The sequence below is a fragment of the Streptomyces roseifaciens genome (assembly GCF_001445655.1).
GTDB lineage: Bacteria > Actinomycetota > Actinomycetes > Streptomycetales > Streptomycetaceae > Streptomyces > Streptomyces aureoversilis.
The window spans coordinates 1,817,389-1,836,907 of the sequence record NZ_LNBE01000003.1 but is presented as its reverse complement, the minus strand read 5'-3'; the positions used below and the strand labels follow the sequence as shown (position 1 = coordinate 1,836,907).

The following is a 19,519-nucleotide window of genomic DNA, read 5'->3' as shown; positions in this document are numbered from 1 at the left end:
TTCCCAGCACGTACCGGTGCTCCTTCTTTTCTTGATCTTTAACTTCTGGCTGCGTGAAGTGCGGTGAGGGTTTCGGCAGGTTCGAAGGTTTTGCCGACTTCGTAGCGGGGCATCCGGTGCCTGTTCTCGGCGCTGCTTTCTTCTGTTACCTGACTGAGGCTGTGTTGTTGCGGGGTTGGCAGGACTCCGGTGGACACGTCGTCCGCCAGCCATCGCAGGGCTGGCACTCGTTTGGGTGGCGGCAGGTCGGAATGCCTTGTTCCGCGGTCACCGTGGGCAGATCGTGCAAGGCCGGATCCTTCTTCATAGGAGAAGCTCATGACATCGGTCAATCCCGACCGTCGTGCCACGCCCGTCACCCAGGCCGACGGAGCCCGGGCCGGAGGCAGCACGGCCGCCCTCACCCCGATCGCCGAGCAGGCATCCCCCCAGCTCCTGAGCATCGTCACCGGATTGCTGAACTCCCTGCTGGGCGGTCTGTCGGACCGTAATGCGAAGACCGACGTGACCCCGGTGCGCTGGGACCGTTGATCACCATTTGGTGGCGTGCCGCCCGCAGAGCGCGGGTGGCACGCCGTGATCACCTGGCTCGTGCGCAGGTCCTCGCCGGCCCGGCAGGTCTGGCCTCTGCCGCGACTGCGGCTACGACCGGCCCCGCCGAGGCCGTCAACGGTCACCAGGTCCTGGAGGAAGTCCTCCAGCTGCCGATCAGCACCTGGCGTTACCACTGGGACCCGCCGGATGTCCGGCACCTCGGCCCGATGGCACAGGACTGGTACGAGGCCTTCGGGCTCGGCGACAACAACGTCACTATCTCCGCCACCGACACCAACGGCGTCGCCCTCGTCTGTATCCAGGCCCTCCACCGCCGCATCGAAGACCTCACCGCGCAGGTCGAGACGCTGCGGGAACAAGTCGCCCGGGGCCGGTCGTCCCTGGCCGAGGCGGCCGAGGGGCAGGCAAGGCCGTAGAGACGGCGAATCCGCCTGGCCCTGTTTCACCGCTATCCCGGTCGCGAGGGCCGCTCCTCCGGGTTCTCGCACCGGGAGCAGGGGCGGCCGTCGGCTCAATTGCCTGCTCGGCCAACACGTGCACGTGACCATGATGAAGGCCGTGAAGGTGAGTCTGCTGCCTGCTGCTGTTCCGGAGGAAGCGTTCGCGGTAGCGTCACGTTTCCGGGACGACTTATTCGACTGCCTCACCGCGCGCGGGGACGAGCTGTTCGAGCTGGTGGACGCGCTGCTGTGCGCGGACGGGTCAGTGCGAGCGCCGGTGGACCTGACGCTGGTGGCCGAGCACCGGCGCGGGCACGGCGCCATGTACGACGCGCTGAACAACGGACACGCCGACGTGCCCCGGCCGCGGCAGGTGCTGGCCGGCCTGCCCATGCCGCACGCCGGCGACGGGCGCCTGGTCCTCGCGGTGGACGTCAGCAACTGGCTCCGCCCCGACGCCCCGACCAGCGCGGAGCGTCTGTTCTGCCACGTCTACGGCCGCAGCGGACGGACCTCGGACCAGTTCGTGCCTGGCTGGCCGTACTCGTTCGTCGCCGCCCTTGAATCGGGCCGGACCTCCTGGTGCCAGCTCCTGGACGCCGTCCGTCTCGGTCCGGCCGACGACGTCGCCGAGGTCACCGCTGCCCAGGTCCGCCGGGTGGTCACCGACCTGATCGAGATGGGTTGCTGGCACGTCGGCGACCGCGACATCCTCATTGTCTTCGACGCCGGCTACGACGCTCCGCGCATGGCCCATCTCCTGCGCGGACTGCCGGTGGAGGTCCTCGGGCGGATGCGCACGGACCGGGTCATGCGCCGCCCGGCGCCCTCCCGCAAGGAGTACTACCTGGCCCACCCCCGCGGCGGCCACCCGCCCAAGCACGGCAGGGAGTTCCGCTTCGCCAAGCCCGAGACCTGGGGCGAGCCGGACGCTGCGACGGCACAGGTCACCGAACGGTACGGCGCCGCCCGCGCGATGGCCTGGGACCGCATCCACCCTCGTCTGACCACCCGTTCCGCGTGGATCGACCACACCGGCGAACTCCCCGTCATCGAGGGCACGCTGATCCGTCTGGAGGTCGACCGTCTGCCCGGCGGCAACGACCCGCTGCCACTGTGGCTGTGGTCCTCGGCCACCGGACTGACCGGCGAGGACGTCGACGTGCGCTGGCAGGTATTCCTGCGGAGATTCGACCTGGAACACACGTTCCGACTGATGAAGCAGACCCTCGGCTGGACCCGCCCGAAGCTCCGCACCCCCGAAGCCGCCGACCGCTGGACCTGGCTCGTGATCGCCGCCCACACCCAGCTCCGGCTCGTCCGCCAGGCCGCCGCCGACCTGAGGCGCCCCTGGGAGAAACCGGCCGAGCCCGGACGCCTCACCCCCGCCCGGGTCCGCCGCGGGTTCAGGAACCTCCGCCCGCACCTCGCCTGTCCGGCCCGTGCGCCCAAACCCTCACGCCCCGGCCCGGGACGCCCACCCGGCTCGAAGAACCGACGGCCCGCCAGCCGCTACAACGTGGGCAAGACCGTGAAGCGGGCCGAGAGCATCGCCGAACGTGACCGACTCAGACCATAAAAGCCAAGCTTTTCTCCTGTGCTCCTACTCCTTGGACGCGCGCAGCGAGTAGACCATCGGAACGCGCGGGCGGCCCTCCGGGAGGCGGTAGACCGCGCTCCCGCCGCCCCGGCTGCCACTGGTGTCCTGCCCCCGGACCATGTCGTCGAGGAACTCGAACAGCGTGAAGTCGTACTCGTGCAGGAACTCCAGCCGCAGCCCCGCGGCGCTCACCGCACTCACCACGTCGCCCATCGTGTGCAGCCACTCCACCGAGCGGTTGTGCCGCGTCGGGGCGCTCATGTCAACGTACGAGCCCGGCTCGTCGTAGGTGAGCGGCCCGCGGGCGAAGTAGTCCTCGGCGAAGGCGCCGCCGTCCTCGCCCAGGCACATGGCCACGGGGTGGAACTCCGCCAGGTACAGGAAACCGCCCGGCGCGATCAGCGAGGCGGCCGTACGGGCCCAGCGTGCCAGGTCGGGCAGCCAGCACAGGGCCCCGAAGCCCGTGTAGACGATGTCGAAGGTCTCGCCCTGCAGCGCGGCCGGTGCGTCGTACACGTCCGCCTGGACGAACCGGGCCCGCTCCTCGCCCACTTCCGCCGCGAGCGTCCGCGCCGCCTCCACCGCCGCGCCGGAGAAGTCCAGCCCGGTCACGTCCGCGCCCTTGCGGGCCCAGGACAGCGTGTCGGTGCCGATGTGGCACTGCAGGTGCAGCAGGCGCTTGCCGGTGACGTCCCCGACCTCGTCCGGCTCGAACCCGCGCAGGTCGTTGCGGCCGGCCTTGAACCCCGCGAGGTCGTAGAAGGCGCTGCCCGTGTGGAGGGGAACCCGCTCGTCCCACATCGCACGGTTGGTCTCGCGCCAGTCCTCCGCCCGGCCGGCCCGCCCGCTGTCCGTCTGTCCACTGGTCGTCGTCACCGGCCTGACGCTAGCGGGAGCGCTCGTGGACAGGCCAACGGTTTTTCCCGGACGGGCCGCCGGCCCCGGGCGCGGGCGCACCCCCAAGTGCGGGCGCCCGGAGGCCGTGCCGTGGCGCGGCCCCGGGCCCGGCTCCGTGTCCACGCCCGCGTGCGGATCAGGCGGGCGTGGACAGGTGCGCCGGGCGGTCGGGCCGGCGGCACCGTTCCCCCGTGAACCGGCGCGGTGCAGCGCCGGTGAGACCACGTTAGGTCCTGGCGGCCGGACGCGGACACGTCACGGATGCACGGTTGTGCGCCGGTTTCTGTCACGGGTGCACGGTGCGGAGACCCGGCTCTCCCCGGTGCGCGGCCTCAAGCGGCGCACATGACACAGCCCGGGCGGGAGCCGAATTCCACTTCCTCCAGGGCGGCGCACGCGAGGACCACTTCGTAGAGGTCGCCGCCGCCCGGTACGAGCCGGCGGCCCAGCAGCTGCTCGGCGCCGCGCAGGTGGTCGCGCACGGTGCGGGGGTGTACGCCCAGGCGGGCCGCCGTCTCCTCGACCGCCGTGTTCTCGGCGATCCAGGTGCGCAGGGTGCGGCGCAGGTCGCGGTCGGCGGCCGCGAGGCGCCCGAGGAGTTCCTGCGCCCAGTCGCGGACGGGGCCGGCCGCCAGCAGGCGTTCCAGGCCTGCCGGCCGGGAACCGTCGCCTGCTGCCGTGCCGGGGGCGGCGGGGGGCATCTGCAGCGCCAGGTGGAGCGCGGCCCGGGCGCGTACGTCCGCGAGGTCGGCGCCGAGCAGTGCGGCCGTCCTGTCCATCCGGGCGCGGACGGTGTTGCGGCTGATGCCGAGGATCTTGGCTGCGTTGACCGCCGTGAACTCCAGCCCCAGGCCGACCGTGGCGAGCAGGGGGCCGCGCCCGTGGTACGGCAGCGAGTCCAGCGGCTGCAGGACGCGGGCGGCCCAGGCGCCCGAGGCGGCCGGGTCGAGGAGGGCGGTCAGCCGGGTCTGGGGCAGGTGTTCGGCCACCCGGCCGGGCCGGTACCGGGCCACGGCCAGGGCGCGGGCGGCTTCGCCGTACGCGTCGGCCAGCTGCGTGAGGGGGTGGAGTCCGCCGGTGCCGAGGAAGACGCCGGGGCGCTCTTCGACGATGCGGTGCAATGCGGCGGCGACGTCGTGGCCGCCGGTGTCATGCCCGGCGCCGTCTTCCGGATCGCCCCGCCGCGTCGTGGGGGCGACGACGATGAGCTGGCTGTCGTACGCGGCGCAGCGCACGGCCAGGGCGCGTTCCCCGGCGGCCTCTTCGCATTCACGGACGAGGAGTTCGCGCCGGTGCTCGGGGAGTTCGAGGACGTGGACGCGGGCCGTGTCGGCGTCGAGCAGGCCGGGGCTGAGGCCTGCGGCGGTGCGCTGGGCCAGGGCGACGTCTCCTCCCATGAGGAGCTGGAAGACGGCGAGCCGCAGGCATTCCGTGGCCCGTTCCGCGCTCCGGCGGTGTTCCTCGGCCTCGCGGGCCTTGAGCAGCAGGGCCAGGACGGCGGCGGCCCGGCCGAGGAGGTCCGCGTCCTGTTCGTCGAACGGCCGGGCCAGGGCGGCGGTGAGGACGGGGCGCGGGGTGCGCCGTCCGAGGGCGACGAGCCGCAGCTGTCCGTGGTGGTCGTCCACGGCTGCCGCGTGGAGCCGGCCGCCGGCGACCTGGCCGAGCAGTTCGCCGGCGCGTGCGGCGAGTTCCCGGTGGGCGGCGGCTTCTTCCCGGGAGACCGGGCCGGTCAGGGGCTCCCCGTCCCGGCTGGTCAGCGTGACGGCGCCGCCGAGCGCCCCGGCGAGCCAGGTGACCAGGCGGCGTACGGACGCGTCGTCGCCGCTCTCCCCCGTACGTGCGAAGTCCAGCAGCCGGGTCAGCCGGGCTGCGTGGCCGTGCGACTGCCCCCGGAGTTGTTCGCCGCCGCCTTCTGTGACCACAGGGCCACCCCTTTCCCACCCTTTTCACCCTTTCCCCCAGGCTACTTGAGGGCGCCCGGAGTGCTCGCGCCGTTGTACGGAGGTGCGTTGGACGTGTGCACGCCGGGGGGCGCGTGCCGTGGCGCGGCAGGCCGGTCGCACTGCGGGTGGAGCGTACGCAGAGGCGGTTCGCGCGTTGTGCTGGGTAGGGAGGAGCGAGGCGTCACGGATGAGCACGTGCGTGACGGGACGAGACGCACGGGAAGGAAGTCACGTTGATCCGTCTGGCGCGGGGGGCTACGGGGTTCCGGGGGCCGCACGAGGCTCCTCTGCCGCGGACCGAGGCGGCGCTGTTCCGGGCCGCCTGCTTCACCGCGGCCATGGAGGCCCGGGGGCGGGCCGGTGAGATGGTCCCCGGCGAGATGCACACGTTCCGCCATGCGACCCTCACCGACGGGTACGGCCGTGCGTTCACCGCCCTGGGCCACGCCCATCTTCCGGTGGTCGCCTTCACCACCGACGCGGTCGGCGAGGGCAAGCCGGTTCCCGGCTTCGCGGACCCGCCGCTGTGGGCTCAGGCCTTCGAGACGGCGGGGCTGCGGGTGATGGGCGTCAAGGAGCTGATGACGCCCTTGGAGGAGGTCGACGTCTCGGACCTGTCTCCGGCCGAGCTGACCGAGATCCGCTACTGGAAGCCCGCGTGCCTGGGGGACGTCCTGTTCAACTGGTGGGACTGACCGGCGGGCGGGCCCGGCTCCCCGCTCGCCCGGGCGCGGACGCGGCGGTGTACGGTCTGGTGTCCGTCGGCCGGAGGACGGTGAAGGCCGCAGAGCGAGAAAGGCAGAGGTGGCGTCGCGATGACCCCTCGCCGCAGTGCCGGTCCCGGCGAGCCGACCTTCACGGAGCGGGCGCGCCGGCAGCAGATCATCGAGAGCACCATCGACCTGATCTCCACCCGGGGCTATCCGGCGACGTCGCTGTCGGCGATCGCGGAGCGGGCCGGGATCTCCAAGGCCGCGGTCCTCTACCACTTCTCGTCGAAGGACAACCTCACGCGCGCGACGTTCGCGCAGGTGCTGGAGCAGTTCGGGGCGTACGTCACCGAGCGCGTGGAGCGGGAGGCGGATCCGCTGGACGCGCTCGTCGCCTACGTCCGGGCGATGGTCGGCTACCAGCAGGCCAACCGGCGGCACGTGCGGGTCATCACCGAAATGCTCCTCGACGACGAGGGCGGCACGCAGCTGAAGACGCCGGGCCGGCACGACACCGGCGGCCGCTGGCAGGCCCTGGCGGAGCTGCTGGCGGCCGGGCAGGCGGCGGGCCGGCTGCGCGCGTTCGACACGCGGGCGGTGGCGCTCGCGATCGGCGGGGCGATCGACGGGGTGGTCGCGCACTGGCTCGCCGACCCGGACGTCGACCTCGGCGCGGCGGCCGAGGAACTGGTGACGTTCACGCTCCACGCGGTCCGGGCCCCGGCCTGAGCCGGGTGCCCGTCGCGGGGTGCGCCTACGCCCTCGCGAAGGCGGGCGCACGCTCGGGCCGTATCCCGACGCCGCCCAGGTAGGCGGTGACCGTGCGCAGGGGCGTCGCGCGGCGCAGGAGGCGCATCGGCAGGGGCAGGGTGGCGGCGTTCAGGGTGCCGTCGAGGGCGCTCCGGATCAGCTGGTGCTCGCCCAGCTGCGACTGCTGCACCAGGGCCGTCGGCAGCCGCCGGCGCTTCTGCACCCGTGCCAGGTCGTGGACGCGCACCCTTCCCTCGCGCAGCGGGCCGGCGAGGATGCGGGCGGCCGCCACGGCGTCCTGGATCGCGAGGTTGACGCCGACGCCGCCGACGGGCGACATGGTGTGGGCAGCGTCGCCGATGCAGAGCAGGCCGCCCGCGTACCAGCGCGGGAGCCGTCCCATCGTCACGTCGAGCAGCTTCACGTCGTCCCAGGAGCGGATCGCGCCGGTGACGTCGGCGTCCCAGCCGAAGAGGCCGCCGAGCCGGTCGCGGAACCACTGGATGTCGTGGGCGCGCAGCTCGGCGTCGCGGCCCTTGGCGATGAGGTAGGAGGTCTGGAAGTACGCGCCCCGGTCCATGGTGACCGCGGCCTGCCCGCCGCCGAAGCGGGCGAAGACGCGGCCGTCCTTGACGCCGCCGCGGGGTGCGTCCACGCGGACCTGCCAGACGTCCATGGGGACGTCGAATTCGTCCTGGACGAGGCCGGCTTCCCTGCGGACGACGGAGCGGCGGCCGTCGCAGCCGACGGTCAGGGCGGCCTCGATCTCGCCGGGCGTGCCGTCCTCGGCGGTATAGCGCACGCCGGTGACGCGGCCGCCCTCCTTGCGCAGGCCCGTGACCTCGGTGCACATGCGCAGGGTGAAGGAGGGTTCGGCGGCGGCCGCGCTCGCCAGCAGGTCGAGGAAGTCCCACTGCGGGACCATGGCGATGTACTTGTGGCGGCCGGGGATGCGGCGGAAGTCGGCCGCGACGACGGTGGTGCCGCCGATCTCCATCCGCATCTCCTCCAGCTTGGGGAAGGGCAGTTCCGCGAACCGCTCCCCCAGGCCGAGTTCGTCCAGCAGCCGCAGAGTGGAGGGGTGGACGGTGTCGCCGCGGAAGTCGCGCAGGAAGTCGCGGTGCTTCTCCAGGACGGTCACCTGGACCCCGGCCCTGGCCAGCAGCAGCCCCAGCATCATGCCTGCCGGTCCGCCGCCCACCACGCAGCACGTCGTGCTTTCCATGATTCCCGCCTTTCGCCGCGCATGACTCCGCGCATGACTCTGACCGATCGGTCAGCAATCTAACCGATCGGTCAGTCGATGCTTCCGGGAGGGTCCGAAAAGCCGTCAGGGCCGGGGCCCGCCCACCGCCTTCACGCCGTCAGCACTTCCCCCTCCACTGCGTCGGCGCCTGCCGCGGCGGCGGCCGCCAGCTGCTCCATGGACAGGTTCAGCACGGAGGCCAGCGCCACGATCGTGAAGAAGGCGGGCGTCGGCGCGCGGCCGGTCTCGATCTTGCGGAGCGTCTCCGCGGACAGTCCCGAGGCGGCGGCGATCTCCACCATGCTCCGGTCGCCGCGCGCCTCGCGGAGCAGGGCGCCGAGCATCTCGCCGCGGTGCCGCTCCCAGGGGGTCAAAGGGGTCCTCACCATGACCTCGATACTAGACCGTGATACTTATACCGGTATAAGAATTGCCGGTATAAGAATTGGCAGTACGCCGAGGGGGTTCGGAAACCATGGTGGAGATCAAGACCGACGGTGAGCTGGAGGCCATGCGCGCGGCAGGCCGGGTCGTCGCCCGTGCGCTGGCCGCGGCCCGTGACGCCGCGAGGCCCGGAGTACGGCTGCGGGGGCTGGACGAGGCGGCGCGCGCCGTGCTGAGCGAGGCCGGGGCGAGCTCCCCCTTCCTGGGCTACCGGCCCTCCTTCGCCCCCACCCCCTTCCCGGCGGTGATCTGCGCCTCGGTCAACGACGCGGTCGTGCACGGCCTCCCGGACGACTACGCGCTGCGCGACGGCGACCTGGTCAGCCTCGACTGCGGCGCCCGGCTCGACGGGTGGACGGGCGACTCCGCGGTGAGCTTCATCGTCGGCACGCCCCGGCCCGCCGACACCGCCCTCGTCGACGCCACCCAGCAGGCCCTGGACGCCGCCATCGCCGCGGCCGTCGTCGGCAACCGCATCGGGGACATCTCCCACGCCGTCTCGGCCGTCGCCCGCGCCGGGCGCTACGGCATGCCCGAGGACTTCGGCGGTCACGGCATCGGCCGGCAGATGCACGAGGACCCGCACGTCCCCAACTGGGGCCGCCCCCGCAGGGGCCTGCCGCTGCGGCACGGCCTGGTCCTCGCGATAGAGCCGATGCTCATGGCGGGCGGCCGCAACGACTACCGCACGGACCCCGACGGGTGGACGCTGCGCACCACCGACGGCAGCCGCGCCGCGCACATCGAGCACACGGTCGCCATCACGGACGACGGCCCGCGGGTGCTCACGCTGCCGTGATCCCGCCGCCCGCTCAGGCCGAGAACTGCCGCATCAGCCGGACCCCCTGGGCCGCCGTCATGTGCGGCAGGTACGCCTTGCCGATGGCGCGGGTGATGGCGGGGAGGGCTGCCGGGTCGGGATAGGCCATGTACATGGGGCGGTACTGCGGCTGGAACTTGGACTTGAAGTTCAGCAGCGACCGGAAGCCGTAGACCGGTTCGAGGACCTTGCCGCCGTAGTCGAGGATCCGCTGGAGCGCCGCCGGCGGCTCCTCCGTGGCCTTGCGGGCGAGCGGGGCGCCCGAGAGGCTGAGGAAGCGGGCGCCCTCCTCCTGGAAGCCGAGCGCGGCCGAGGCGATGAGGAATTCCATCGAGCCGCGGAAGCCGGCGGCCCGGCGGCGCATGAAGTCCAGCGTCCAGCCGACCGGCCGGCCCGCTTCGTAGACGGGCATCCAGCTGGTGATGCCGTGGACCGTGCGGTCGGCGTCCACGGCGATCAGGCAGCGCACGGCCGGGTCGTCGAGCTCGTCCAGGCCGCCCAGGGTGAAGCCCATCTCCGGCAGTCCCTTGTCGGCGACCCACTCCTCGGAGATCGAGCGCACCTGGTCGGTGATGGCGACCGGGGCGTCGGGGTAGGACCACCACTCGGCGGTGATGCCGTCCTTCTTGGCCTTGTTGAGGGCGGTCCGCACGTCCTGCCACTTCTTGCCGGTGAAGGCCAGGTCGGGCAGGGGTACGACGGTGTCCTCGGCGACCTGCACCGAGCGCCAGCCCAGGGCCTCGGCCGCGGCGCGGGACTCCTCGCCGACGCTGTAGAAGCACGGTGTCCAGCCGCGCTCGTCGCAGTGGCGCGAGAAGCCCGCGACGGCGGCGGCCCGCGCGTCGGGCGCGCCGAAGGGTTCGCCGGTGGTCAGGGCCACGGTGGCGACCACCCGGTAGGCCACGGCGGCCCGGCCGTTCGCGTCGAACCAGTAGTAGTTGCCGTCCCACGTGGTGAGGTAGCTGAGCGTCGAGCCGCCGTGCGCGACGAGGAGCCCGCGGGCGCGCACGGCGGCGTCGGCGTCGGTGTGCAGGCGCGGGCGGCGGAAGGTGACGAGCAGCGCGATCAGGGTGACGAGCCAGAAGACGAGCCCGCAGTAGTGGAACAGGGCCTGCGCGGTCCCGCCGACCGGGACCGGCCAGTCGGTGAAGGTGGCGAGCAGCGTCGGTGGCAGGAACTCCGAGGCCAGCCCGGAGAAGAGCACCGACGGCGTGGCCTCGGGGTCGTACTGGTCGCGCACCGCGTAGCCGATCCCGACGTACGCGGCGCAGGCCAGGACGAGCGCGCCGCCGACGACGGCTGCGAGCCCGCGCGTGGCGGAGCGCGGGAGCCGCAGGTCGAAGCGGGCGCGGGTGACGATCAGGAGGATGACGATCAGGACGGGCAGCAGCATCTGCTCCGCGAAGGCCTGGGCGTACGTGGAGCGTTCGGCGGGCTCGGCCCATCCGGCGGGGTGGCTGAGGAAGTCGTGCAGCCACCAGGAGAAGAGGGCGATCCAGGCGAGGTGGACGAGCACGGCCAGCGCCCAGGCGAGCCTCAGCCCGCGGCGCAGCCCCTCGGCGAGGACGAGCATGAGGGCGGGGACGAGCACGGCCATGACGGTGGCCGGGGAGTCGTAGAAGTTCCGCAGGGCGTGGACGAAGTGGCAGTCCTCCTTCGAGGCGGCGCAGGCCTCGGCGACCTCCTGGCCTGTGGGCTGCACGGAGACGTAGAGCTGGAAGGAGTTGAGGGGGCCGTAGGCGTCCCGGTAGAGGATCGCGACCATGGGGCCGATGGCGGCGGCGGCCACGACGAGCGCGACGAGGACGCGGGCCTCGGTGTGGGAGGAGTGCCGCAGGCGCCAGGGACCGGTCCGGTGGTACAGCAGGGCGCCGGCGACGAGGCCGACGACGGCGCCGCCGAGGCGCAGGACGCCCTGGAGGTGGCCGACGTAGAGGGCCATGACGAGGGCGAAGGCGACGATGCCGAGGCGGGTGCGGCGCCGCCACAGGGCGGTGAGCCGGTAGCTGAGGACGCCGCCGACGGCGAGGGCGCCGACGGTCGGGGTCACCGCGAGGTAGCCGGCGAGCTCTTCCAGCCACCACTCCCCCGCGGCGTTGCCGAGCGCGACGACGCCGACGCCGAGGAGCGTGCCGAGGATCTGGCCGCCGATGAGGACGGCTGCGGTGCGGGCCACGCCCAGGCGCCGCTCGGCGGGGGTGACGAGCAGCAGGACGACGACGGTGGCGCCGATGTAGCCGCCGAGTCCGGGGCACCACAGCAGGGAGCTTACGGGGGTCCACCAGCGGCCTTCGGCGAGTGCGGGGACGCCGGCGCCGACCTGTTCCATGCGGTGCGGGCCCGGCCCGCTGCCGAGGCTGCCGGTGACCGCCCCGACGATCCACAGCACCGCGAGGAAGGCGAGGGTGAAGGGGGCGTGCCGGACGGGGGCGAGCAGCCGGTCGAGGGTGACGCGCCAGGGGTGGGTGCTGTCGCCGGGGGTGGGCGCGGGCGGCGGGGCGGTGGTCTCGCTCACCGGATCAGCCCCGTCTCGCGGGAGATCCAGGGCAGTTGCCTCTCCAGGCCGGGCCGCCAGACCTGCCAGCTGTGGCCGCCGGGGAGCAGGACCCATTCGGCCCGCATCCCGGCCTTGACGGCCGCGTCGTACACCGTGCGCTGCTGGGGCCGGTAGGTGGCGTCGCTGCTGCCGGCGACGAAGGCGGCCTTGGTATCGGGGAAGCGCTGCCGTGCCATGACGTCGAGGGGGTTGACCGCGGTGAAGGCCGCCTCGTCGCCGCCGAAGGCCTTGTCGACGGTCTTCCGGCGGCTGCCGAGCGTGGGCGCCTCCTGGCCGGAGATGTCGTTGACGACCCCGTAGACCTGGGGGGCGTTGACGCCGAGCTGGATCGAGCAGGTGCCGCCGAAGGAGATGCCGGAGACGACCCAGGAGGTGCGGGCGGTGGCGACCTGGAGGTGGGAGCGGATCCAGTCGGGGACGTCGGTGGCGAGGTAGGTCCGGACGTTGCCGAGGCGGGAGTCGAGGCAGAGGGTGTTGGCGAACTGGGAGCCCAGCGGGTCCACGACGACGATCACGGGCGCGAGTCCGCGGTGCTCGCCGGCGAAGGCGTTCATCATGTCGACGAGCCGCCCGGAGTTGATCCAGTCGTCGGGGGACCCGGGCTGGCCGGCCATGAGGACGACGACGGGGAGCAGGGGGCGCGGGGTGGCCCGGTAGGCGGGCGGCAGGTAGACGTAGGCGCTGCGGGCGTCGAAGCCGGACCGGGTGCCGGGGATGGACGACTTGGAGAGGGTTCCGTTCCCGGGCATGCCCGGGGGCGGGTGCCAGACGTCGGCGATGGTCCTGCCCGCGGGGACGCGCAGGGCGGGTTCGGTGCGTCCGGTGGCGTCGGTGATGCTCGTGGTCTTCGTGAGCCAGGAGTTGAGGGCGGAGCGCGCGGTGGGGTACTGGTCGAAGTGCTGATTGATCTCGGAGGCTCCCAGGAGCACGGCCAGGAGGGCGGCGAGGGCGGCGCCGGCCCGGTACCGGGGGCGCAGCAGCGGGATACGGAAGGCGGCGAGGCAGACCCCGAGGACGGCGATCCCGGCCCAGATCACCACGTTGAGGGGCAGGGGGTCGGGGAAGGGCTGCCACCAGTCGTCGACGGCGGTCCGCAGGAGCCAGGTGAGGACGGCGGCCAGCAGGACGGCGAGCGGGGCCCACCGGGTCCACCAGGTGCGGCGGCGGGAGAAGAGGAGCACCGCCAGGGCGCACAGGCCCACGGCCAGCAGGGCGACCGGAATCCATCCGCTCACCAGGGACCACTCCAGCGGGCCTGCCGCGATCCGCATCCGACGCACCTCCCTGAAAATGCTACATATCCCTACAAAGGGAGCAACTCGGGAACGCGCGTCGCAACTCTTGTCAGTGGAGGGGTGCGGTGGGAGATTCTCGGTGGCCCCGTCCGGCCGTTCAGCCGAAAGCGTTCTCCCCCATAGGAGATGCCTCGTGCCCACGACGTCGACAGGGAGCGGCAGAACCGGCGCACTCGTTCTGTCCCAGGCCCCCGACGGATTCCGCAAGGTCCTCAAGGCGCTGCGTGCCCGGGCGCCCCTGCGCAGTGCCCGGCTCCCCGCGGAGCCGCCCTGGCGGAGCCGGTTCGTGTCGCCGGACGCCGCCGGACCGGTGACCTCCCTGCGGGAGTTCGGCTACCGCGGGGAAGAGCTGTGGCGCTGGAAGGGGCGGGTCGACGACGCGGCGATCGCCGGGCCGTGGCACATCCTGACGGAGGAGGGCCTGGACTGCCTCGCCACGGTGTGCGGGCGGCTCGAAGCGGCGGCGCAGGACGCCGGGTTCACCGCGACGCGGCGGCTGCGCGCCGCCGACCTGCTCTCGCCGTTCATCGCCAACATGATCCGCGACCGCGACTTCCTCCTCACCTGCTCCCGGCTGGTCGGCATCCCGCTGATCCCCCATCCGCTGCGGCTGCCCACGGCCCAGGTCAATTACGGCGAGGGCCGGGGCCGTCAGGGCGGCGTCCGCTGGCACCGCGACGGCATGGATTACGTCTTCACCATTCAGCTGAGCGGCTACGACGACTACGACGGCGGCCGTTTCACCTACTTCCAGGGACGCACGGACGAATTCCCCGGCCCGGGGCGGGAGGATTCCCGGTTCCGCGAGGCGGACTGCGGGGAGCGCGGCGCAACGCTGTTCCTGCACGGCAGCCGTATCTTCCACGCGGTCACACCCGTGACGAAGGGCCACCGGGTGACGCTGGTGATCTCCCTCTTCTGCCCTTATTTCGCGCGGCAGGATTCGAATACGTTCTGGCACCTGGCGGCCGACGACGGCATTCCCGCCACCGTTCCCGGCTGGCTGCGCCTGAAGTGGCCCACGCGGAATCCCGCCGTGGATTACAGCCTGCGCGCCGGCAGCCCGGTCGTCACGTGGGACGACCTCCGCTAGACCCGGGGCGCGCCGGGCGGCACGCGCAGCGTCCGCCCGGCGCGCACGGGGAATCCGGCGCGCTCCCCCGCGTACGCGCACGACCGCGATGCCGCGGGCAGGGAAGAGCGCCGGGCGGCGCAGGAAAAGAGCGGGCCACAGATCATTTCCCTTCCCGGCGCCGATTCCCTCCTGCTCCGTAACGGCCCGTAAGGCGCTGGCATTTGATCCATGCCATGCACATGCATACCCGGCACGGCGAGCAGAAGGACCGTTTTTCGCATGACGCCTGGTGAGGCCGGAATCCCATGCTCATCCCGCCGGCGCCTTCGCCCTTCTCGAACAGGAATCCATGTCATTTGTATGGTCATCACATCGCTCTCGATCAAGTAATACGCTCCGAAAAAAGTGGCCGGAACAAATATCCCCCGGCCCAACCCGGCCATGATTCGCTGACCGCGTATGTACGCATACCGCCCGACCACGGCGAGGAGAGACTGATGGCCGAAGTCAAGAAAATGATCACGCCGACGCCCACGGCGTCGTCGCGCCCCTGCGGGTTCGTCTCGCCCGACAAGGGCAACGCACCGACGATCACGCCGGTGCCGAAGGCGGAGTCCGTCACGGAGGTCTCCGAGACGAAGGCGCCGGCCACACCTGCCTAGTCGTCCCGGCGCACCGGTTCCGACGGGCCCGCCGCCTCACGCCCGCGGCGGGCCCGTTCCACGAGCGCGCGCCCCCGGCCCGCCCCGGCCCGTTCGATTTCGCACCGTTTCCAGGAGGAAGTCCACCGATGTCGGCTCCGGTTTACCAGTCCTCCCGCTACGTCCGTACGATGCGCACCGCCAAGGACCGTGACTTCGCCCGGTTCGGCGGCCGGCTCGACGCCTACGACGGCACCGAGCGCACGGTGGCCTTCCACTCCCTCTTCGGCAACGCCCGCCTGGTGGACCGCGACACGGTCGAGCTGCTCCGCGAAGCCGCCGGCGGCATCCCCCTGGACCTGCTGCGGGAGCGGGCGGGCAGCGAGGCCGTCGACAGCCTGATCGAGGCGCAGTACCTCGTGGAGGCCGGGCACGACGAGGCCGCGCAGATCGACGAACTCCTCGCCGCCCGGGGCGAGGCGCTCAGCAGCGGCGTCTTCCACTCCTCCATCCAGCTGGTGCTGACCAACGCGTGCAACTTCTCCTGTCAGGGCTGTTTCGCCTACAACTTCGACGGCGGCGTGGAGGAGCGCAACACGTCCGGGGAGTCCGTCAAGCCGGGCCCGGTCCTCGTCCAGCTGCGCACCGCGCGCGGCGACAGCGGCCCGACGCTCGCCCGCGGCGACTGGAACGAGGGCACCGACGGCGCCCGCAACCCCTCGATGCACATGTCCCCGCAGGTGGCGGAGAAGACGCTGCGGGAAGCGGTGGCGCTGCGCAAGGCCAACGGCGGCGGCGAGCTCACCGTGTCCTTCTTCGGCGGCGAGCCGACGCTCGCCCGCAATACGATCCTGCACATCCTGCGCACCTTCGGGCACTTCCACGACGGCGTCTCGCTGTCCTACGACATGACGAGCAACGGCTCGCGCATCGACGCCGAGCTGCTCCAGGCCCTGGCCGATTACCGGGTCTCCACCACCGTCTCGATCGACTACCTCGTCCCGGAGACCGGCGAGTTCCGCGGCGGGCAGCAGCAGCGCACGCCGTGGCCGGTGGTGCGCAAGGCCATCCTCGACATGAAGGCCGCTGGCGTGCCCGTCAGCATCACCACCGTCCTGTCGCAGTACACGTGGGACAAGTGGGGCACTCCGCTGATCGACTTCGTCGCCGAGGCCGGCCTGGACTCCCTGGACGTGATCGTCTCCTTCCAGGCCCGCGAGTTCTTCGAGCAGCACAGCCCGCACGACGTGGCGCAGAAGCTGCTGTCCGCCGTCGACTACGGGCGCGAGCGCGGGGTCCAGCTCAGCGGCTACTGGTACCAGACGTTCCAGATGATCGCCGACGAGGCGAAGTGGGCCGCGCAGGCGGACTACAAGACGTGCCCGGCAGTGGGCCGGCAGCTGTCCATCGAGCCCAACGGCAGCGTGTTCGCCTGCAAGGCGACGGCGCGCAAGCTCGGCACCATCGACGACTGGCGGGGCGTCTTCAACTCCTCGGCCTACCGGGACTACGGCATGCGCGCCTACACCAACGGGCCCGGCTGCCAGGGCTGCGAGCTCCAGGGCACGTGCTCGGGCGGCTCGGCGGGCGCCCTGGAGGAGGAGAACGGATCCATCCAGGTCATGTCCCCGGGCTACTGCGCGTACATGCGCGAAGTCGTCCAAGGGCTGCTGGAGCGCCACCACGCCCAGTTCTGCGCGGGCGTCTGAGGAGCCCGCCAGATGCCGACGATCGGACTCAACTTCGGGCACGACGGGGGCGCGGCGCTGGCTCAGCCCCGGGGGCTCCACGTCATCGAGGGCGAGCGGCAGGTGGGACTGCGGCACGTGTGCGGCGGCAACGCCCGGTTCGCCGGCGAGATCGGCGACTGGGTGAACCGGCTGCACGCGCTCGCCCGCGGCCCGGTCACCGCGGTCGCCGTCGCCGACTGGTACACCCCCGCGTGCCGGATCCTGCCCGACGGGCTCGTCGAGCTCGTCTCCGAGGACATCACCTGGAGCCGCCCGGGCGACGCCCTGGCCACGTCCGTGCTGCGCCCGGTCAAGTCCGTGGACTGGCCGCTCGCCGACGGCCCCGCAGGCCCCCTGCCCGTCGTGGCCGTCCGCCACCACTTCGCGCACGCGGCCCTGGCCCACTACACCTCCGGGGCGGCCAAGGCCCTCACGCTCGTCCTGGACGGCACCGGCAACTACGCCGAGTGCGGCATGGTGTGCCTGGGCGACGGCCCGTCGCTCACCCCCGTCCTGTCCTTCAACAACCGCACCGGCCCCCGCTTCGGGCTGGTCTACGAGGCGCTGGCCCGCAGGGTGCACGGCGGGCAGTTCGACACGGGCAAGCTGCTGGGCCTGGCCGCCACCGGCGCCACCGACCCGGACCTGCTGCCCGTGCTGCGCACCATGCTCGCCGGGGAGCGCGCCCGGCGCACCGCGCCCGACCTCCTGGCACCCCTGGGCGGCCGGGCGCCCGCCGGCAGCGCCCTGCGGTACGAGGACACCTGGTATCCGTACGACGAGGACGCGGGCGGCTATCTCGACGGTCTGCTGGCCGACGCCACCGACGACGACGTCGTGCACTCCTACGGCGGGGTGTTCCCCGACGAGATCCGCACCCCGCGCGGGCACCGCCACCTCGTGGGCCACAGCCCGGGCGACCCGGTCTGCCGCACCCTGGCGGCAACGCTCCAGACCGCCGTGGAGGAGGATCTCGCCCACCTCGTCACCGGGCTGCACGAGCGCTGGCCCGGCTATCCGGCGCTCAGCTACGCCGGGGGCTGCGCCCTGAACATCACGGCGAACACCCGCATCTCGGAGAGCGGCCTGTTCACCCGGGTCTCCATCCCCACCTGCTGCGACGACTCCGGGATCGCGCTCGGCGCGGCGCTGGCCGCGGCCGCGCCGGAGGACCGGCCGGCAGCCGGCGGAAGCCGCCCCGGGGCTGAGCTCGCCTACTGCGGCCCCCGGCTCACGGCCCGCGACCCGCTGCGCACCGGGCGGACCCGCCTGACCCTCGCGAGCGACACCGCCCTCGTCGACCACGTGGCCGCCCTGCTCGCCGGGCGCAAGTGCGTGGCCTGGCTCGGCGGCGGCATGGAGACCGGGCCGCGCGCCCTGGGGCACCGGTCGCTGCTCGTCTCCCCGCACTGGACCGGCGCCCGGCGCCACGTCTCGCAGACCATCAAGCGCCGCGAGTGGTTCCGCCCGGTGGCCCCGCTGTGCCCCGCCGAGGTGGCCGACGCGTACTTCACCGGCCCGCTCGACCACACCGACACGATGCTGTTCGCCGTGCGCGTCCGCGAGGAGCTGGCGGAGCAGCTCGCCGAGGTGCGGCACATCGACGGAACCGCGCGGCTGCAGACCGTGCACGCCGCGGAGCACCCGCTGCTGCACCGCCTGTGCCACGCGCTGGCCGGCCGCACCGGACTGCCGATCCTCATCAACACCAGCGCCAACGGCGGCGGACGGCCCATCCTCAACGACCTCGGGGATGCGCTGGAGCTGCTGGACACCACGGCGCTCGACGCCGTCGTCCTGGCCGACGAGCGGGCAGTCATCACCTGAACGGACCGGGTGAACGCCCGCCCGCCCGTCCGCCTGCCTGCCCGTCCGTCCGTCCGCAGAGCACGAGTCACAAGGAGCACCGAACATGGCGAGGACCCAGCTCAGGGACATCCGCAAGGAGCTGCCCCTGCGCGTGCTGTCCCCCGAGGACTGGGAGCACTGGACCACCCGCGGCTACGTCGTCGTCCGCCAGGCCGTGCCCGCCGGCAACGTGGAGCGGCTGGAGAAGGCCCTGTGGGAATTCGAGGACATGACCCCCGGGGACCCCTCCACCTGGTACGCAGGCCGCACGGACAACCAGCGGCTGCCCGGCCACAGCGGGCTGGTGGAGATCTACAACCACCAGGCCATGTGGGACAACCGGCAGACGCAGCGGGTGTACGACGCGTTCGTCGACATCTGGGACGCCACCGGCCTGTGGGTCGTGATCGACTTCGCCAACGTCAACCCGCCCAACCGCGGCAGCCGTGAGTTCGGCGGGTTCGTCCACTGGGACGTCGACACCTCCCGGCGGCCGCTGCCCATCAGCTGCCAGGGCGTGCTCTCGGTCAGCGAGGGCAACGAGGAGATCGGCGGCTTCCAGTGCGTGCCCGGCATCTTCGAGAAGCTGGACGGCTGGCTGGAGGAACAGCCGCCGGACCGCGACCCGATGACGCCGGACATCACCGGCCACGAGATCGAGACGCTGCAGGTGGACCCCGGCGACCTGATCATCTTCAACAGCCTGCTGCCGCACGGAGTGCGCCCGAACCGCTCCGCGGACCGGGTGCGTATGGCACAGTACATCTCCATGGCGCCCGCCCTGGAGGACGACGCCGCGCTCCGGGACAGCCGCGTACGGTTCTGGCGGGACCGGATCCCGCCGCACGAGCACGAGCACCACGGAAGCCCTCGCAAGAAGGAGCGCGAGCTCTACGGGCGCGCCGAGCTCACTCCGCTGGGCGAGCGGCTCCTGGGGCTCACGAGTTGGTCGTGACCGCGCCGGGCGG

17 protein-coding genes are annotated in these 19,519 nt (G+C 72.5%); 11 read left to right on the top strand and 6 right to left on the bottom strand.

Annotation, left to right across the window (positions count from 1 at the left end; translation table 11 throughout):
* The first annotated feature begins 318 nt into the window (after positions 1-318).
* The 3 genes from AS857_RS13670 to AS857_RS13660 all read left to right on the top strand — a co-directional run bounded on the left by AS857_RS13670 (position 319) and on the right by AS857_RS13660 (position 2,574).
* Positions 319-531 carry a hypothetical protein gene (locus tag AS857_RS13670; RefSeq protein WP_058043369.1) on the top strand — a complete coding sequence of 71 codons (213 nt, stop codon included), beginning with the start codon at positions 319-321 and terminating at the stop codon, positions 529-531.
* Between the two features lie 35 nt (positions 532-566).
* On the top strand, positions 567-971 hold the full coding sequence (locus AS857_RS13665) for a tail fiber domain-containing protein (protein WP_107105572.1): 405 nt from the start codon (positions 567-569) through the stop codon (positions 969-971).
* 133 nt (positions 972-1,104) lie between these two features.
* Entirely contained in the window at positions 1,105-2,574 is a 1,470-nt protein-coding gene (locus AS857_RS13660; RefSeq protein ID WP_058044134.1) for an NF041680 family putative transposase, read from the top strand.
* 24 nt (positions 2,575-2,598) lie between these two features.
* Here AS857_RS13660 and AS857_RS13655 read toward each other — a convergent pair whose 3' ends face one another.
* Positions 2,599-3,396 (bottom strand): class I SAM-dependent methyltransferase, encoded by a 798-nt coding sequence (locus AS857_RS13655; RefSeq protein WP_058044133.1) that lies wholly within the window; start codon positions 3,394-3,396, stop codon positions 2,599-2,601.
* A 428-nt stretch (positions 3,397-3,824) separates the two neighbouring features.
* Positions 3,825-5,414, bottom strand: a complete 1,590-nt coding sequence (locus AS857_RS13650; protein ID WP_058043368.1) for a helix-turn-helix domain-containing protein — start codon at positions 5,412-5,414, stop codon at positions 3,825-3,827.
* Between the two features lie 254 nt (positions 5,415-5,668).
* Here AS857_RS13650 and AS857_RS13645 point away from each other — a divergent pair, with 254 nt between their 5' ends.
* Together AS857_RS13645 and AS857_RS13640 are read left to right on the top strand one after the other, a co-directional pair.
* Positions 5,669-6,130: a hypothetical protein gene (locus AS857_RS13645; RefSeq protein WP_058043367.1), complete on the top strand. Its 462-nt coding sequence runs from the start codon at positions 5,669-5,671 to the stop codon at positions 6,128-6,130.
* A 120-nt stretch (positions 6,131-6,250) separates the two neighbouring features.
* Positions 6,251-6,874 (top strand): TetR/AcrR family transcriptional regulator, encoded by a 624-nt coding sequence (locus AS857_RS13640; RefSeq protein ID WP_058043366.1) that lies wholly within the window; start codon positions 6,251-6,253, stop codon positions 6,872-6,874.
* A gap of 25 nt (positions 6,875-6,899) precedes the next feature.
* Here AS857_RS13640 and AS857_RS13635 read toward each other — a convergent pair whose 3' ends face one another.
* Positions 6,900-8,120, bottom strand: coding sequence for an FAD-dependent oxidoreductase (locus AS857_RS13635; protein WP_079110302.1), 1,221 nt, complete (start codon positions 8,118-8,120; stop codon positions 6,900-6,902).
* A 131-nt stretch (positions 8,121-8,251) separates the two neighbouring features.
* The gene (locus AS857_RS13630) at positions 8,252-8,530 is read right to left on the bottom strand and encodes a helix-turn-helix domain-containing protein (protein ID WP_058043364.1); all 279 of its coding nucleotides are present in this window, start codon (positions 8,528-8,530) and stop codon (positions 8,252-8,254) included.
* An 86-nt stretch (positions 8,531-8,616) separates the two neighbouring features.
* Here AS857_RS13630 and map point away from each other — a divergent pair, with 86 nt between their 5' ends.
* A complete protein-coding gene (map, locus tag AS857_RS13625; protein WP_058043363.1) occupies positions 8,617-9,384 on the top strand; it encodes a type I methionyl aminopeptidase in 768 nt (255 codons plus the stop codon).
* Positions 9,385-9,397: 13 nt separating this feature from the next.
* On the opposite strand, the gene AS857_RS13620 is transcribed toward map, so the two are convergent.
* Both AS857_RS13620 and AS857_RS13615 read right to left on the bottom strand, forming a co-directional pair.
* The gene (locus AS857_RS13620; protein WP_058043362.1) at positions 9,398-11,920 is read right to left on the bottom strand and encodes a bifunctional lysylphosphatidylglycerol flippase/synthetase MprF; all 2,523 of its coding nucleotides are present in this window, start codon (positions 11,918-11,920) and stop codon (positions 9,398-9,400) included.
* Positions 11,917-13,233, bottom strand: coding sequence for an alpha/beta hydrolase (locus AS857_RS13615; protein WP_058043361.1), 1,317 nt, complete (start codon positions 13,231-13,233; stop codon positions 11,917-11,919). The genes AS857_RS13620 and AS857_RS13615 overlap by 4 nt, the downstream gene beginning before the upstream one ends.
* A gap of 157 nt (positions 13,234-13,390) precedes the next feature.
* On the opposite strand from AS857_RS13615, the gene AS857_RS13610 reads away from it, so the two are divergent.
* The 5 genes from AS857_RS13610 (at position 13,391) to AS857_RS13595 (ending at position 19,506) form a co-directional block, all read left to right on the top strand.
* Entirely contained in the window at positions 13,391-14,350 is a 960-nt protein-coding gene (locus AS857_RS13610) for a 2OG-Fe(II) oxygenase (RefSeq protein WP_058043360.1), read from the top strand.
* Positions 14,351-14,829: 479 nt separating this feature from the next.
* On the top strand, positions 14,830-14,994 hold the full coding sequence (locus AS857_RS39945; protein ID WP_160330226.1) for a hypothetical protein: 165 nt from the start codon (positions 14,830-14,832) through the stop codon (positions 14,992-14,994).
* A gap of 128 nt (positions 14,995-15,122) precedes the next feature.
* Positions 15,123-16,682, top strand: coding sequence for a radical SAM/SPASM domain-containing protein (locus AS857_RS13605; RefSeq protein WP_058043359.1), 1,560 nt, complete (start codon positions 15,123-15,125; stop codon positions 16,680-16,682).
* Between the two features lie 12 nt (positions 16,683-16,694).
* On the top strand, positions 16,695-18,530 hold the full coding sequence (locus AS857_RS13600) for a carbamoyltransferase C-terminal domain-containing protein (protein WP_058043358.1): 1,836 nt from the start codon (positions 16,695-16,697) through the stop codon (positions 18,528-18,530).
* A gap of 85 nt (positions 18,531-18,615) precedes the next feature.
* Positions 18,616-19,506, top strand: a complete 891-nt coding sequence (locus AS857_RS13595) for a phytanoyl-CoA dioxygenase family protein (protein WP_058043357.1) — start codon at positions 18,616-18,618, stop codon at positions 19,504-19,506.
* The last annotated feature ends 13 nt before the right edge of the window (positions 19,507-19,519 follow it).